General features: G+C 64.2%; 18 protein-coding genes. 6 read left to right on the top strand and 12 right to left on the bottom strand.

From position 1 onward, the window contains the following. Nucleotides 1-7: 7 nt before the first annotated feature. From P8Q88_RS11495 to P8Q88_RS11485, 3 genes are read right to left on the bottom strand one after another with little or no spacing between them, the layout of a single operon-like run. Entirely contained in the window at nt 8-898 is an 891-nt protein-coding gene (locus P8Q88_RS11495) for a pirin family protein (protein ID WP_278323974.1), read from the bottom strand. Then, a complete protein-coding gene (locus P8Q88_RS11490) occupies nt 895-1,356 on the bottom strand; it encodes an Rv1443c family protein (RefSeq protein WP_278323973.1) in 462 nt (153 codons plus the stop codon). Before P8Q88_RS11490 ends, P8Q88_RS11495 begins: the two co-directional genes overlap by 4 nt. 9 nt (nt 1,357-1,365) lie before the next feature. Further along, nucleotides 1,366-1,638 (bottom strand): BolA family protein, encoded by a 273-nt coding sequence (locus tag P8Q88_RS11485; protein ID WP_278323972.1) that lies wholly within the window; start codon nt 1,636-1,638, stop codon nt 1,366-1,368. A 60-nt stretch (nt 1,639-1,698) separates the two neighbouring features. Here P8Q88_RS11485 and P8Q88_RS11480 point away from each other — a divergent pair, with 60 nt between their 5' ends. Beyond that, complete coding sequence (locus P8Q88_RS11480; protein WP_278323971.1) at nt 1,699-2,292, top strand: J domain-containing protein; 594 nt, start codon at nt 1,699-1,701, stop codon at nt 2,290-2,292. Here P8Q88_RS11480 and P8Q88_RS11475 read toward each other — a convergent pair. Genes P8Q88_RS11475 through P8Q88_RS11460 form a run of 4 tightly spaced genes read right to left on the bottom strand, consistent with a single transcriptional unit; the run spans nt 2,289 to nt 4,670 of the window. Further along, the gene (locus P8Q88_RS11475; RefSeq protein WP_278323970.1) at nt 2,289-2,771 is read right to left on the bottom strand and encodes a VOC family protein; all 483 of its coding nucleotides are present in this window, start codon (nt 2,769-2,771) and stop codon (nt 2,289-2,291) included. The two genes, P8Q88_RS11480 and P8Q88_RS11475, sit on opposite strands and share 4 nt — an antisense overlap. Further along, nucleotides 2,764-3,399 (bottom strand): glutathione S-transferase family protein, encoded by a 636-nt coding sequence (locus P8Q88_RS11470; RefSeq protein ID WP_278323969.1) that lies wholly within the window; start codon nt 3,397-3,399, stop codon nt 2,764-2,766. Before P8Q88_RS11470 ends, P8Q88_RS11475 begins: the two co-directional genes overlap by 8 nt. A gap of 3 nt (nt 3,400-3,402) precedes the next feature. Beyond that, nucleotides 3,403-3,771, bottom strand: a complete 369-nt coding sequence (locus P8Q88_RS11465; protein ID WP_278323968.1) for a DUF1428 domain-containing protein — start codon at nt 3,769-3,771, stop codon at nt 3,403-3,405. Nucleotides 3,772-3,824: 53 nt separating this feature from the next. Then, on the bottom strand, nt 3,825-4,670 hold the full coding sequence (locus P8Q88_RS11460; RefSeq protein WP_278323967.1) for an oxygenase MpaB family protein: 846 nt from the start codon (nt 4,668-4,670) through the stop codon (nt 3,825-3,827). Between the two features lie 56 nt (nt 4,671-4,726). Here P8Q88_RS11460 and cobS point away from each other — a divergent pair, with 56 nt between their 5' ends. Together cobS and P8Q88_RS11450 are read left to right on the top strand one after the other, a co-directional pair. Then, nucleotides 4,727-5,719 carry a cobaltochelatase subunit CobS gene (gene cobS / locus P8Q88_RS11455; protein ID WP_278323965.1) on the top strand — a complete coding sequence of 331 codons (993 nt, stop codon included), beginning with the start codon at nt 4,727-4,729 and terminating at the stop codon, nt 5,717-5,719. Nucleotides 5,720-5,768: 49 nt separating this feature from the next. Continuing rightward, entirely contained in the window at nt 5,769-7,973 is a 2,205-nt protein-coding gene (locus tag P8Q88_RS11450) for a transglycosylase domain-containing protein (protein ID WP_278323964.1), read from the top strand. Nucleotides 7,974-7,976: 3 nt separating this feature from the next. Here the strand turns inward: P8Q88_RS11450 and P8Q88_RS11445 are convergent, their stop codons facing one another. Then, nucleotides 7,977-8,384, bottom strand: coding sequence for a PaaI family thioesterase (locus P8Q88_RS11445; protein WP_278323963.1), 408 nt, complete (start codon nt 8,382-8,384; stop codon nt 7,977-7,979). Continuing rightward, complete coding sequence (locus tag P8Q88_RS11440) at nt 8,377-8,835, bottom strand: PaaI family thioesterase (RefSeq protein WP_278323962.1); 459 nt, start codon at nt 8,833-8,835, stop codon at nt 8,377-8,379. Before P8Q88_RS11440 ends, P8Q88_RS11445 begins: the two co-directional genes overlap by 8 nt. Before the next feature lie 133 nt (nt 8,836-8,968). Between P8Q88_RS11440 and P8Q88_RS11435 the strand changes: the two genes are divergently transcribed. Genes P8Q88_RS11435 through P8Q88_RS11425 form a run of 3 tightly spaced genes read left to right on the top strand, consistent with a single transcriptional unit; the run spans nt 8,969 to nt 10,988 of the window. Further along, the gene (locus tag P8Q88_RS11435; protein WP_278323961.1) at nt 8,969-9,124 is read left to right on the top strand and encodes a hypothetical protein; all 156 of its coding nucleotides are present in this window, start codon (nt 8,969-8,971) and stop codon (nt 9,122-9,124) included. A gap of 11 nt (nt 9,125-9,135) precedes the next feature. Then, the gene (locus P8Q88_RS11430; RefSeq protein WP_278323960.1) at nt 9,136-10,104 is read left to right on the top strand and encodes a hypothetical protein; all 969 of its coding nucleotides are present in this window, start codon (nt 9,136-9,138) and stop codon (nt 10,102-10,104) included. Then, nucleotides 10,092-10,988, top strand: a complete 897-nt coding sequence (locus P8Q88_RS11425) for a transposase (RefSeq protein ID WP_278323959.1) — start codon at nt 10,092-10,094, stop codon at nt 10,986-10,988. Before P8Q88_RS11430 ends, P8Q88_RS11425 begins: the two co-directional genes overlap by 13 nt. On the opposite strand, the gene ruvX is transcribed toward P8Q88_RS11425, so the two are convergent. From ruvX to P8Q88_RS11410, 3 genes are read right to left on the bottom strand one after another with little or no spacing between them, the layout of a single operon-like run. Beyond that, nucleotides 10,985-11,470, bottom strand: a complete 486-nt coding sequence (gene ruvX, locus P8Q88_RS11420) for a Holliday junction resolvase RuvX (protein WP_278323958.1) — start codon at nt 11,468-11,470, stop codon at nt 10,985-10,987. The genes P8Q88_RS11425 and ruvX overlap by 4 nt on opposite strands. Next, entirely contained in the window at nt 11,449-12,690 is a 1,242-nt protein-coding gene (locus P8Q88_RS11415) for a DUF3089 domain-containing protein (RefSeq protein WP_278323957.1), read from the bottom strand. The genes ruvX and P8Q88_RS11415 overlap by 22 nt, the downstream gene beginning before the upstream one ends. Continuing rightward, the gene (locus P8Q88_RS11410) at nt 12,680-13,780 is read right to left on the bottom strand and encodes an AI-2E family transporter (protein ID WP_278323956.1); all 1,101 of its coding nucleotides are present in this window, start codon (nt 13,778-13,780) and stop codon (nt 12,680-12,682) included. Before P8Q88_RS11410 ends, P8Q88_RS11415 begins: the two co-directional genes overlap by 11 nt. Nucleotides 13,781-13,783: the final 3 nt, after the last annotated feature.

Genomic DNA, 13,783 nt, shown 5'->3' with positions numbered 1-13,783 from the left:
ATTCCTTTCATGGATAGGTCACGGTCTTGGGGGCGCCATCGGGTAGCGGGATATGTTCCTCGCTATCGCCCGGCACCTCCGGAAAGCGCCCTTCGCGCCAGTCGGCCTTGGCCTGCTCGATCCGTTCGCGGCTGGAGCTGACGAAGTTCCACCAGGCATGGCGCTTGGTATCGAAGGCCTCCCCGCCCAGCAGCATAACTCGCCCGCCGCTCGTGCTCGCAAGTGTCATGTCGCGGCCCGGCTGGAGCACGTTCAGCTGGAATTTCTCGAGCTTGTGACCATCGACGCTGGCCTCGCCACCGAGTAGCATGATCGCCCGCTCGTCCGCTTCGTCTTCTAGCGGGATCGCGCCACCAGCCTCGAGCACGATCTCCGCATAGATGGTGTCGGCATAGGTGGTCGTGGCCGCGCGCTCGCCCCACAATTCCCCCATGATCACCACCGCTTTGGCGCGGCCATCCTCGATCACCGGCAAGTCGTCGATCGCCTCGAAGGCCGGATCGATCTCCTCGCGGCCGTCGGGCAGGGCGAGCCAGGTCTGCATGCCGTAGAGCTTCGGACCAGCCTCGCGTTCAGCCGCAGGCGAGCGTTCCGAATGTACGATCCCCCTGCCGGCCGTCATCAGGTTCACCTGCCCCGGCCGGATGGTGGAAAAACTGCCTAGGCTGTCCCGATGGTCGATTGCCCCTTCGAACAACCAGGTGACGGTGGCGAGGTTGATGTGCGGATGCGGGCGCACATCCATGCCGCTGCCCAGATCGAGCTGCGCCGGGCCGAACTGGTCGACGAAAATGAATGGCCCCACCATGCTGCGCTGCCTTGCGGGAAGGACCCGGCGCACCTCGAACTGACCGAGGTCATGGGTGGTCGGGGTCAGCGTGAGATCGATCTGGCTCATCCGAACATTTCCTTCAGCCTGTGGTGACGATGGCGGAAAAACCATCCGACTGCCAGCTTCACAACGCCCGGTGCTGCAATCGGCTCGAAAGCGAGCCAGTCCGAGATGAGACATCCGCGTGGCGCGCGGCGTACCTCGCGCACATGGCGCCAGGACTGCATGCCGGTCATTTCCGAGTTTTCGACGAAGCGATAGTGCCCATCCGACGCGTTCTCCAAAATTTCGCAAAGGCGAAGTTTGGTGCGACCAATGGGCACCACGCCGAAGGCCAGGAGGGTGCTGGTGAACAAGGGCCTGCCGTCGGTTAGCGAGATTTCCCGCAGGTCATCGATCGTAGACGGCGAAGTCATCCTGAGCAGAGGCCGCATTTCCTGTTCTATCCCACTCATCCTGACCAGGGTACTCCAGACCTGGTCGGCCCCGGCAGCAAGTTTGGAATGGAAATCCAGCCGTTCCATCGCCGGGCCTCACGCCGTCGGTGCGGAGGCCTGGATGGCAAGAGCATGGACGCGCTCTCCCGGGATGTCGCCCAGCGCCCTGTTGACCATTCGCTGGCGTTCGAGCCGCGACTTGTCGGCAAAGGCAGCAGCCTCGATCACGATCGTGAAATGCGACTCTCCGCTGCCGTCATCGCCTGCATGGCCGTGGTGCTTCGCGCTGTCGTTTATAACCTCGAGCCGCGAGGGCGCGAATGCATCGGTCAAGAGCTGTTCCATTTCCTGCTGGACGGGGCCTGCCATCGGTCGAAATCTCCTTTGTGGGGGTTTGCATAGCGCGTCACGCTCCCCATTCTACAACGAATGCGCCCGACAAGGTTTCACGGACGATACGAAGATACCGGCAAGGTATGCGCACATCCCTCTTGCCAGGAAGCAGGGGAGTTCCGTGCGCCGAGCAGTCGTGGTCACGGCTTTGACGGACCGGGCGAATGGCAGTGGTTGTGCCTCGACCATGTACGCGAATTCAACGCCGGCTACGACTGGTTCGAGGGCATGAGCGCCGAGGAAATCTATCATGCGCAAGCTCCCGGCGCGGGCTGGCGGACCGAGCAGCCGGCGTTCCGCCCGACGGCAGGCGTCGACGGCATGCCGCGCTGGGCCGATTATGATGATCCCCTCGATGCGATCTCCGCCCGCGCCGCGGGCATCAAGAGCCGCGCCCGTCGCGAAGCGGAAATGGCGATGGACGGTCGTTTCAGCCGCGAGGAAGCCGAGGCGCTGGAGACCATGGGGCTGGGCAGCAATGTCGATCGCCAACGCCTGCGCAGGCGCTATTCCGAACTTGTTCGTCGCTACCATCCCGACCGCAACGGCGGGGACCGCCGCCATGAAGCGCGCCTGGGCCGCGTGGTCGAGGCGTACCAGCTGCTCAGGAAATCACGCACGATCGCCTAGCCGGCGATGGCTGCCTCGATTGCAGCGTGATCGATCTTCACCATCGGCATCATGGCAGCGAAGACGCGGCCCCGCACTTCTGGGTCCTCGTGAGAAAGGCCTTTTGACAGTATGCGCGGCACGACCTGCCAGCGAATCCCGAAGCGGTCCGTCAGCCAGCTACAAGCCATCGGCGATCCGGTGTCACCAAGCAGCGCCTCCCAATAGCGGTCGGTCTCCTCCTGCGTTTCGGTGAAGACTTGAAGCGACAGCGCGTTGGAGAAGGTGTCGTCCGTGTTGCCGTTCATTGCCATCGCCGGTGTGCCGAGCAACGTCAGGTCTATGGTGAGCACATCGCCCGCCTTGCCGCCGGGCCAGTCCGTGGGCGAGCGGTTGATGGCGTGGATTTCGCTATCGGGAAACAGTTTGCAGTAGAATTGCGCAGCGTCTTCTGCGCCGCTGTCGAACCATAGGCAGAGCGCCAGCTTCTCGTCAGCCATTGTTCTCGGCCTCCGCGATCAGGTCCATATCGATCTTCTTGGCAGCTTTATACGCGCTGCGTTCGCGCAGGCGTGCGGCGTATTCCTCGAACACCTTTCGCGCGGGAATCGAGCCGAATTGCAGTCCCCAGTCGACCTGACTGCCCACATAGACGTCCGCCATCGTGAAGCGGTGGCCGCACACGTAGTCGCGGTCGGCCATCAAGGTCTCGAACGTATCCATCGCCCGTTCGTAGCTGCCGAACCCGACCATTGCCTCTTTCTGGGCATCGTCGACGCCCCAGCCCATGCTGCGCGCGACAATCGCTTGCTCGACAGGGCCGGAGCCGTAGAAAAGCCGGCGGAAATAGGCGGCTTTCTCGTGCCGCTCGGGCAGCAGGCCCGCGTCCGGGTGCATTTCGGCGAGGTAATGACAAATGGCCGCCGCCTCGGTCACGACATGGATGTGATCGCCGTCGTGATGGACCAGCGTGGGAACTTTGCCTAGCGGATTGGCAGAGAGGAACGCTTCTGACTTCGCCGCCCATTCCACGATCTCGGTGTCGTAGTCGGCGCCGACTTCGTGCAGTGCCCAGCGCGCGATCTGGCCGCGGCTCATGGGGTTCGTGAAAAAGGTGTAATCGGCCATTGGTCAGCCCTCCAGTTCGAGGACCGGGGCGAACCCGCCGTAGATCAGGCGCTTGCCATCGAAGGGCATGGGGTTTTTCTCCATGTCCATGCGCTCGTCGTCGAAATCGTCGGCCATCATCTTCGCCATGCCAGCATCGCGGGTCGCTTTGTCGGGCCACTCGATCCAGCTGAAGACGACCGTCTCGTCGTCCTTGGCCTTCACCGCCTTGCGGAAATCCGTGGTTTGGCCATCGGGCACGTCGTCGCCCCAGCATTCGATGACACGCGTTGCGCCGAAATCCATGAATACGCTGTCGCCTTTTCGGGCGTGTGCGATAAATTCGTCCTTGCGAGCGGTGGGGACGGGAATCAGGAAACCGTCGATATACATGCTGCTTCTCCTCTCGCTTTGGAGAATAGCACCGTTCCGCGGTATCGACCCCCTCAATTCTGGCGGAAGGCCCAGCGCAGCGTCTTGCCCATGCCCCAGGTCGCCGCACGGGCAGGAAAGGCGGCGAGCCCCGGGCGCTCCAGTCCCAGCATCGAGCGGGCGAAGGGCGGTAGCAGCGCCACGGCCTCCGCTCCCAACAGGGCCTGTACCGCGGGCGGTGCGCCTTCCGACTTCTGGCTCAATACAAGCTGCGCCACCTCGCGCGCCTGCGGCGTGGCCTGCAGGTCGGACCGCAATTCTCGGAACAGCGCCTCGGCTTCGCGCCGGTCGACCGGTACCGGGTCGGCGCCCAGCGCGCGAGCGATGACAGCGAACTGGCGGTAATATTCATCCTGCTCGTGACCCGGCAAATCCGGGCGCACATGGCGCAGATAGGCCGCAAGAAAGCTCGTCGCCTCCGCTACATGGACCCAGGCGAGGGTACGCGGATTGGTCGCCTCGTAGCGGGTTCCGTCAGGCAGGGTACCGCCCACGGCGGAATGAATGCGATTGACCCGCTCGATGGCTGCCTGCGCATCGTCGCGATGGCCGAAGGTGGTGACCGCGATGAAGCGCGCGGTTCGCCGCAACCTGCCGTGCATGTCGCTGCGGAAATTGGAGTGGTCGAGAACCCCCTGCAGCGCATGCGGGTGGAGCATCTGGAGCAGCAGACCGCGAATGCCGCCGACCATCATTCCGACGATATCGGCGTGGACGAGACGGATCGGCGAATCCTTCTCGAACAAGGCTTCGTCCGACACCGGGACCGGCTGTTCGCCGCCCTCGACGTCGTTGAAGACACCGCGCACACGCTCCACCAGCTTCAAACGCAGTTTCTCTGATAGCGGCTCTTGCGGCATTGCCAGCCAATATAGGCTTGGCGCGGCGGATATAAATGCCTAGGTCGCCAAGCGCGATGAACGACATGACCGACAAGACCTTCGACGCCGCCGCCAAGACCGTTCTGGCGGCTCCCGACACCGAAGTCGATGTGCGCGAGACCTTCGGGATCGACATCGACTGGAAAGTGCCGGCCTTCTCGAAACCGGACGAGCGCACGCCCGATCTCGACGAAGCCTATGTCTTCGATCCGGACACCACGCTCGCGATCCTTGCCGGCTTCGCGCACGACCGCCGTGTGATGGTGCAGGGCTATCACGGCACCGGCAAGTCGACCCATATCGAACAGGTCGCCGCGCGCCTCAACTGGCCCTGTATCCGCATCAATCTCGACGCGCATATCAGCCGTATCGACCTGGTCGGTCGCGATGCCATCGTGCTGCGCGACGGGCTTCAGGTTACCGAATTCCGCGAAGGCCTGCTGCCCTGGGCGCTCCAGCACCCGGTGGCGCTGGTGTTCGACGAATATGACGCAGGCCGCCCGGACGTGATGTTCGTGATCCAGCGCGTGCTCGAACAGCAAGGCAAGTTGACCCTGCTCGACCAGAACCGCGTGATTCGACCCGATCCGAACTTCCGCTTATTCGCCACCGCCAATACGGTCGGCCTTGGCGATACGAGCGGGCTCTATCACGGCACGCAGCAGATCAACCAGGGCCAGATGGACCGCTGGAATATCGTTGTTGGCCTCAACTACCTGCCCGCCGAGACCGAACAGAAGATAGTCGAGGCCAAGAACCCCGACATCGATCCCGAGGTTCTTGCCGACATGATCAAGGTGGCCGACCTGTCCCGGCAGGGTTTCATCAATGGCGACATCTCGACCGTGATGAGCCCGCGCACGGTCATCACCTGGGCGCAGAACTATGCGATCTTCAAGGACGTCGGCTTTTCCTTCCGCCTGTCCTTCCTCAACAAGTGCGACGAGGAAGAGCGGATGCTGGTGGCCGAGTATTACCAGCGGGTTTTTGGTGAGGACCTGCCGGAAAGCGTCGTTGGCAAGGGTTAAGCCTGCGTCCTCTATCCATGACTGTGTTATTCGTTTAATACAGTAGGCAATGGGCGTATTCGATTCCTTCAGGCGCAGGCCACGGGCCGAGCCCGAGCCGTCGGGCCATAGCGGCTATTATGCGACGCATGACGCGTTCGATTACGATCAGTCACCCTACGACGATTGGGACGACCGGCTCTCCAGTCTCGATTCTGCGCTCGAAGCAGAAGAGCGCCGCCGCCTACGCTGGTGGCAGCGGGCCTATTGGCTTGGCCGCCGCAAGCGTTGGTGGGCAGGGCGCATCGCGCTGGGGTTGCTCGCCCTGTTTATCGTGCTGGTTGGCTGGCTGGCGATCACTGCGCCGCTCTCCAAGTCGCTCGAGCCCATCGCGCCGCCACAGATCACCCTGCTTGCTGCCGATGGTACACCGATCGCGCGCAATGGGGCGATCGTCGACGAGCCGGTCGATATCGACACCTTGCCACCACACGTCGTCGAAGCATTCCTCGCGATCGAGGACCGGCGCTTTTATGATCATTGGGGCGTGGACCCTCGCGGCATTGCGCGTGCCGCCTTCACCGGCACGGGTGGGGGCAGCACGATCACGCAGCAGCTGGCCAAGTTCACGTTCCTGACGCCCGAGCGCACGCTGACCCGCAAGGCGCGCGAGGCGCTGATCGCCTTCTGGCTGGAAAGCTGGCTGACCAAGGACGAGATCCTCGAACGCTATCTTTCGAACGCCTACTTCGGCGACAATGTCTATGGCCTGCGCGCGGCCAGCTTGCACTATTTCTATCGCAAGCCGGAAAACCTGAAACCCAATCAGGCGGCCATGCTGGCTGGCCTGTTGCAAGCGCCGTCACGCTATGCGCCCACGCGGCATTACGAACGGGCGGAAAAGCGCATGCAGCTGGTGGTGCAGTCGATGGTGGCCGCCGGCTACATTACCGAGGCCGAAGCGCGCACCATGCGCCCGCCGACGCTCGATGTTCGCCTCAAGAGCGACCTTCCGACCGGCACCTATTTCGCCGACTGGGCTTTGCCCGAAGCGCGCAACGAGGTGGATGGTGGTTATGCCCGCCAGACGCTGACCACCACACTCGACAGCCGCTTGCAGAACATCGCGCGCGATGTGACGAGCCGTGCGCCGCTAGGCGAGGCGCAGGTCGCGCTGGTGGCCATGCGGCCCAATGGCGAAGTCGTCGCCATGATTGGCGGCAAGGATTATTCGCAGTCGTCCTTCAACCGCGCGACGCAGGCCAAACGACAGCCGGGTTCCACCTTCAAGCTGTTCGTCTATCTCGCCGCGCTGCGTGCAGGGTGGGAGCCGCAGGACCGGATCGCCAACACGGCTTTCACCGAGGGAAGCTATCGCCCGCGCAATTCGCGCGACCGCTATTCCGAGAGTCTGACGCTGGTCGATGCTTTTGCCCAGTCGAGCAATGTAGCGGCCGTGCGCCTGCTGCAGGATGTCGGGAGCGAGAAGGTGATCAAGCTGGCGCGGGATCTCGGTGTGACTTCGCCGCTGACGAAGGGTGATCCCAGCCTGGCGCTTGGCACCAACACGATGACGCTGCTCGAGCTGACGTCGGCTTACGCAGCCGTGGCGGCCAACGCCTTTCCGGTAGATGCTCACGCATTCGCCAGGCCCGAGCGCGGCTTCTTCGAAAATCTTTGGGACGGGCCGTCGAGCTTTTCCTCGTCCACGCATCGCGAGATGGAAGGTATGTTGCGGGCCGCAATCAATCGCGGAACGGGCAGGGCGGCGATGCTCAGCGGTCCCAATTTCGGCAAGACCGGAACCACGCAGGACAATCGCGATGCGCTGTTCGTCGGCTATGCGGGCGACCTCGTCGTCGGCGTCTGGATCGGCAATGACGACAATTCCCCGCTGGCGGGCAATATCTCGGGCGGCGGGCTTCCCGCGCGCATCTGGCGCGATTTCATGAACCGCGCATTGGGCGTGCAGGCGACCGGACAGCCGGCCCCGCGCGAACAGAGCGATCCCGGTACGCCGGTGGAGCCACTCGATGTGCCGGACATCGGCGACATTCCGATCGGCGACGGCAACTCGCGCATTCGCATTAGCGACGGCGAGGCGGTCTTTTCGACCGAGGTCGACGGCGTGCCGATCGATATCACGCTGGGCGAGAACGGGATCGACGTGGACGAGGCGGCGATCGAGGAGGCGCGGCGGCGCGCCGACGAAGCGCGGGCCGAGGCGATCAGGCGCGCGCGAGACGAGCGCTTGCGCGAGCTCGAACTGCAGTAGGCGCTATCCGTCTGCCATCAGGACGTTCATCACTGCCGTCGCGATCGGCCGCGCGCGGTCGTCTTGCCATGCCTCGACCGTGATGTTGGCGCTGCGGCGCCCCAGCTTGGTAATGCGCCCGCTGGCATAGCTCGTCTGGCTTTTGCCCGCGGCCAGATATTGTACGGTGATATTGATCGGCTTGAGCGTCGCAGTGCGTCCGCTCGCCGCCAGAACGCTGCGCAGCACCGCATAGCCCGCAGTTTCCAGCAAACCACCGGTGGCGCCGCCGTGAAAGTGCTCCGGCCGCCCCTCAACGGTTTCGTCGAACGCGACGCGCATGACCGGCGCGTCCCCATCCCAATGATCTAGCTCGATGCCCAGCGCGCGGGCATAGGGCGTGAGCGCTGCGTCGTCCGGGCGCTCAGTCACGGTTCGCCACCGGAGCGCTGGGAGCGATCTTCATAAAAACAGCCTGGATGTGGGCGACCGGATCGTCTGAATTGCCATCATGGGCGAGGCCGCGCACGAACGCCGCGCTGCGCGTCAGCCGATAGCATTGCGTGCGGCCGAAAACGCTCGAGCCTTCGCGCGCCGGGCGCACGTAATCGACCCGCAGGTCGAGCGTGGCGATGGCGCTGAATTCGTCCATGGCCCGCCAGATGGCCATGCCGCTGGCCATGTCCATGAGCGACAGGATCGGCCCGGAGGCGAGCACGCGCTGCCCCTCTTCGCCCAGCAGGTCCTCGCGCCACGGCAGCTCCAGTTCCACCCAGTCATCGCCATGGTCGGAATATTGCAGGCCGAGCCAGCCCGAATGGCCGCGTCCGGTGAAGAACTTGGTCGCCTGGGCGGGATCGAATTTGCGCGTCTCGGCGGTCATTGCCGGACCCGATAGCGCGCAGTTCCCGCGGCTTACAATATTTTAATTTCAAGCCGCAGCCCGCGCTTGGCAGCGTGTGCGGCGCGCGGTCGGGACATGGGGTCGCACGGCCGGCAGATTACGGAGAAAATGAATGAAACTTCCCACCATCGACATCGGCAGCCTGCCTGGCTTCGACCAGGTCACCGGCCTGTTCGGCAGCGTTCTCGCATCCGGTCCCGCGACGGACGATACGCTGATCGTGATCATGGTCTACGTTTACGACGTCACCCATTCGATCCCGGCCTGACGGATCGCGGAATGGACATCGATGACGACATCAAGTCGCTGTGCGGAAATCCGTCCGCACAGCGCCGGGCACAATTGCGGATCGAAGCTGCGCGCGATGCGTGGCTTGGGAGCAGCGACGTGGTGCGGTTTCTCGACGAGCTCGCAGCTTATGGCGCAGGCGCCGCATTTGATCGTGGTCCCTGCCTGCCGGAGGTCGCAATCAGGCTCGCTTCCGCGCGGCACCTCTTCGAGCCGCTAACGGATGCGCTCATGGAGGCGCTACGCGAAGAGCCGCTGGCGCAGGTTCCCTTCCGGCATCAGAAGAATGCCGGCACCTCCATTCTGCAGCTGGCGACACGGGGCAGGGCGGCGCTGGTGTTGCTCGCCTATGACCCATCGATAGCGAACGGAAACACCGAAACGGCCACCTTCTCGGACGTGGAGCGGCACGAAATCGTGCTCGGCGGAGCTGCCGACCTGGAGCTCGCTACGATCGCGCGCGAGTGGCCGGACCGCGCGGCGATCGACCGCCATCCGCGGCGCGTGGTGGCGGGAGATGCGTTGCATCTCGCTCCGAACCAGGCGCGGATGGTCCGCACCATCCATGGTCGCCTCGTCCTCTTGCGGATCGCGCGAACTCCGCCTGTGCCCGGTCCCTCGCGCGTGTTTCGCCTGGGTGATGGCCGACTGCTGCACCGTGCCAGCGGTGACCGGGTCGAGAGCCAGAGGGAACTGGCGATGGCGCTCCTTGGACGGATGGGCCGGACGGATGCCGCGCCTGCGCTTGCCGCCCAATCCCGCTCGGGCAGCGATCACTTGCGCTGGCAGGCTATCCGCGAATGTCTTGCGCTCGATACAGCGACGGGTTTCGACGCGCTCTTGCGGATCGCACGGGACGCCGAAGACACGCTTGCGACGCCAGCGCAGGCATTGCGTGCGCACCTGGTCGAAACCTACCCCGAATTGGCAGCGAAAGAGTCCGAACCATGCCCCGTATAATCGACAATCCCGACACCGGCAGCGCATCGCTCGAAGAGATCGTCGAGGCGCTCGGCAATGGTTTCGACCCCCGTGACGAGGAAAGCACACGCGCCGCTGCCGCACATCTTGGCCGCTTGGGCCGCAATGACCATTTCCTTGGTGACTTGCTGATCGAGCAGATGAAGGACCTTTCGCGGACTGACGGTGACGCGGGCGGCTACGGGCCGCAGGCAATCGTGCTGTCGCCGGTCCTTGGCACAGCCTTCTTGCGCGCCAACATATGGCCGAGCGAGGACGAACCGTGCTTCGCCGCGAGTGGGGCGAGAACGTTCGTCTATGGCATTCCGCATGACCACAACTTCGATTTCCTGACGGTCGGCTATTTCGGTCCGGGCTATCGTAGCGACTATTTCGAATACGACTACGAGAGCGTGGCCGGGATCAAGGGAGAGCGGGCCGACCTGCGCTTCGTGGAGCGCAGCGCTCTCTCGACAGGGCGGCTGATGCATTACCGGGCGCACCGGGACATTCATTCGCAATTGCCGCCGGAGGCCACCTCGGTCTCGCTCAACATAATGCACATTGGCGCAGGCCAGGGCTGGCTCGACCAGTATGGCTTCGATCTCGACAGCAATGTGGTTACCGGCACGCTCAATCCCACCTCGACGGAAGTCTTCCTGCGGTGTGCCATCGGCATGGGCGGCGATGATGCGCTCGCACTCGCCGAGGATTTCGGCCGCCATCATCCGAGCGACCGGTTGCGGCTTGCGACATTTGAAGCCCGCGAGGGGTTGCTGCCGGACGCAAAGGATCGCGACGCGCTGTGGCGGATGGCGGAATTGAGCGGCAGCCGTCTGCTGGCAGGGGAGGCGACGGCACGGCGAGAAAGACTTGCCGCCTAGAACCCGCCTCCGGCCAGCGTGTCGATTGCGCCCTGCAGAATGATGGCCGCGGCGTGGCTGTCGATCCGGGCGGCACGCTTGGCGCGGCTCATGTCCTGCGCGATCATCGCGTTTTCGGCGCTGGCGGTGGACCAGCGTTCGTCCCACAGCAGGACGGGGAGGTCGAGTGCGGCGGCAACATTGCGCGCATAGGCACGGCTCGCCTGGGCCCGCGGACCCTCGCTGCCGTCCATGTTACGCGGCAAGCCGACGACCACCCCAGCGATCCGCCGTTCGGCTGCCAGCGCCCGAAGTGTCTCGCTGTCCTTGCCGAACTTGCCACGGGAGAGCGTCTTGCCGGCTGTCGCGAACCGCCACTCGGGATCGCAGGTGGCGATGCCTACCGTCTTGGTTCCGACGTCCAGCCCCAACAGCGCCCCGCCCTCTGGCAGGGCATCGCCGAAATCGAGCGCATTATCGGTTACGACTGCGCCGGTGCCCACGCCTTCACCCGCGTTACGACGTCTTCCTGCAGGTTCTTCCAGAACAGCGGAATATCGTAGACATGATAATTGCCGCCGGGAAGGACACCTTGCCCGAGTTCGGGCGGATCGCCGATGAACAGGATGCCGTTCTCGCCGCAGGTCGCCGGAACCGCACCGGCAACCAGCTCGGCCGAGGCGAGGCTTTCCTCCGGCACGAGCGTGCCGAGATTGTCCGCCGCCGGGGCGGAGCCGCCGGTCATGCCAGTGAGCGGGTTCACACAGAGCACGGGATCCTCGCTGCCGCGCGGTTCCCCGTCGAGGCCGGGCATCGCGCTGTAGCGGGTCAGCAACTGGCCCGGGTCGCCCCCGTCGGCAAAGCTGAGATAGCTGACGATGCAGCCTGCCTGCTGCGGGGCGGCGCATGCGGGGAAGGGAAGGGCGGGCAGGTCATGCGCCAGCGAAATCGGCCAGCCCGGCGCATAGATGGCGGCAATGCGGTCCTGCAAAGGCGTGCCGGCGACGACATCGCGCAAGAGGCGCAGGACATGCGCCGCGCCCTGGCTGTGCCCGGCAAGCACGATCGGCTTGTCCGGCCCCACGCTCTCGAGAAAGAAGCGGAAAGCCTGCTCGACATCGGCATAGGCCGCGTCGATGGCGCGGGTTGCTTCGGGACGATCGGTCAGGAACGCGCCGACGGCGGCCTGCCTGTACCTTGGCGCCCAGATCTCGTCGGCGCGATTGAAGGGGCTGGCCAGGCCGCGCAGGAAGACGCGCGCAAGCTGATCGGTATCGGCATCGTCGAGCGGGGCGTTCCAGTCTCCCAGCGCGCCCTTTGTGTAGCTGGTCGGTGGCACGAAGAAGACCGCGAAGTCGGGCAGCTCGCGAGGATCGGCAATCTCGCCAGCCTGCGAATTGACGCCGATCTGTGGGGCAGGCCGGTCGAGACTGCGTTCGGCGGCGGGAGCCTCTGGTGAAGGCGAGCGCGTCGCAGGGTCCTCGGGCGTTTCCGCGACCGCCGGCTGGTAGCGCGCGGGGTCGTTGGCGCCGAGGCCGGGGCGCGAATACCACATCGCTGGGTCCTGATAGGCATTCTCGGCCAGCGGTTGCTGCTCGACGAATTCCCCGCGCGGCACGAAGGCGATTTCGGTCGCCTCGCGCGACCAGATCGACAGGGCGATGCCGCCCACTATGACCACGACGGTGATAAAGGATATGATGTAGAGAAACTTACGCGCCATTGTTCTCGACTTCTCTCGCCCGGTTTGCCTCCGCCCGTTCGGCCCGGCGTTCCAGTGCGACCTTAAGCATCGCCAGCAGCGGATCGGCGAGGAACAGGCCCAGAATGCCGAACAGCAGGCCCATGATCAATTGCGAAGCCAGGACGAGTGCCGGGGCCAGGTCGACGGTCTTCTTCGCGATCATGGGTATCACGACATAGCCATCGAAATTCTGCACGAAGAAATAAACGATGACGGTGTAGATGCCCATTTCGACGCCGCCGGAAAATCCGACCAGCGTCATCAGGATGCCGCTGATGATCGCCCCAAGATTGGGCACGAAGGCGAGCAGGCCTGTCAGGATCGCCAGTAGCGCAGCCATGGGCACTGCGCCGATCCCGACCAGCGGCGCGACGATCGCCAGCATCACGTAAGTGAAGATCGCCTCGACCACCATGCCCAGCAGGCGGCCGGCCATCAGCCGACGCATGGTGAACGCCATCTTGTCGATGGTGACGTAGAAATCGTGGCGCTGGTGGCGCGGCAGCATCCATGCAATGCCGCGCTCATAAAGCTTGGGGTCGATCGCGACATAGACCCCGATGACAATGATCATCGCAAGCGTCGCCAACCCGCCGAGGAGACCACCCAAGGCACCCATGACCGTGCTGATCCCGCTGCCGATATTGTCGGCATAGGTCTGGACCTGGTCGAGCCGCACCTGGAGCCCTTGCGAGCGGGCCCAGCCGGCCAGTTCGCGCAACTGCGTTTCGATAATTGCTGGGAACTGCGCCGCCTCGCGCGATATCGTTTCGCCGGAGAACTGGATCAGCCACGCAAAGAAGGCCACAACCAGCAGCAGGACGATTACCACCCGCAAGCTGCGCGCGATCGGCAGGATGCGCCCCAGCAGCCGCGCGCCACCATCGATCATGGCAGCGAAGACCATGGCGCCGAACACGACGAGTAGCGGTTTGGCAATCAGCACCGCCAGGGCGACGAGCCCGACGACGCCGACCCATACCAGCGCCTTGTGCATCTCGTGCCGGATACGCGGGTCGTTGATCCGCGACGGGCTAGTGCCGAGATCGGGTTCTTCGTCTTCGCTCAAGGC

Source organism: Qipengyuania marincola, from assembly GCF_029688625.1.
In the GTDB taxonomy this organism is placed as follows: Bacteria; Pseudomonadota; Alphaproteobacteria; order Sphingomonadales; family Sphingomonadaceae; genus Qipengyuania.
This window is presented reverse-complemented; position numbering and strand designations above follow the sequence as displayed.

Coding starts and splice junctions, on each gene's coding strand:
- P8Q88_RS11465 (WP_278323968.1), bottom strand. CDS start 3,771: ATGTATATCGACGGTTTCCTGATTCCCGTCCCCACCGCTCGCAAGGAC.
- cobS (WP_278323965.1), top strand. CDS start 4,727: ATGAACGACATGACCGACAAGACCTTCGACGCCGCCGCCAAGACCGTT.
- P8Q88_RS11430 (WP_278323960.1), top strand. CDS start 9,136: ATGGACATCGATGACGACATCAAGTCGCTGTGCGGAAATCCGTCCGCA.
- P8Q88_RS11425 (WP_278323959.1), top strand. CDS start 10,092: ATGCCCCGTATAATCGACAATCCCGACACCGGCAGCGCATCGCTCGAA.
- P8Q88_RS11480 (WP_278323971.1), top strand. CDS start 1,699: ATGCGCCCGACAAGGTTTCACGGACGATACGAAGATACCGGCAAGGTA.
- P8Q88_RS11475 (WP_278323970.1), bottom strand. CDS start 2,771: ATGGCTGACGAGAAGCTGGCGCTCTGCCTATGGTTCGACAGCGGCGCA.
- P8Q88_RS11415 (WP_278323957.1), bottom strand. CDS start 12,690: ATGGCGCGTAAGTTTCTCTACATCATATCCTTTATCACCGTCGTGGTC.
- P8Q88_RS11490 (WP_278323973.1), bottom strand. CDS start 1,356: ATGGAACGGCTGGATTTCCATTCCAAACTTGCTGCCGGGGCCGACCAG.
- P8Q88_RS11495 (WP_278323974.1), bottom strand. CDS start 898: ATGAGCCAGATCGATCTCACGCTGACCCCGACCACCCATGACCTCGGT.
- P8Q88_RS11460 (WP_278323967.1), bottom strand. CDS start 4,670: ATGCCGCAAGAGCCGCTATCAGAGAAACTGCGTTTGAAGCTGGTGGAG.
- P8Q88_RS11435 (WP_278323961.1), top strand. CDS start 8,969: ATGAAACTTCCCACCATCGACATCGGCAGCCTGCCTGGCTTCGACCAG.
- P8Q88_RS11485 (WP_278323972.1), bottom strand. CDS start 1,638: ATGGCAGGCCCCGTCCAGCAGGAAATGGAACAGCTCTTGACCGATGCA.
- P8Q88_RS11470 (WP_278323969.1), bottom strand. CDS start 3,399: ATGGCCGATTACACCTTTTTCACGAACCCCATGAGCCGCGGCCAGATC.
- P8Q88_RS11450 (WP_278323964.1), top strand. CDS start 5,769: ATGGGCGTATTCGATTCCTTCAGGCGCAGGCCACGGGCCGAGCCCGAG.
- P8Q88_RS11440 (WP_278323962.1), bottom strand. CDS start 8,835: ATGACCGCCGAGACGCGCAAATTCGATCCCGCCCAGGCGACCAAGTTC.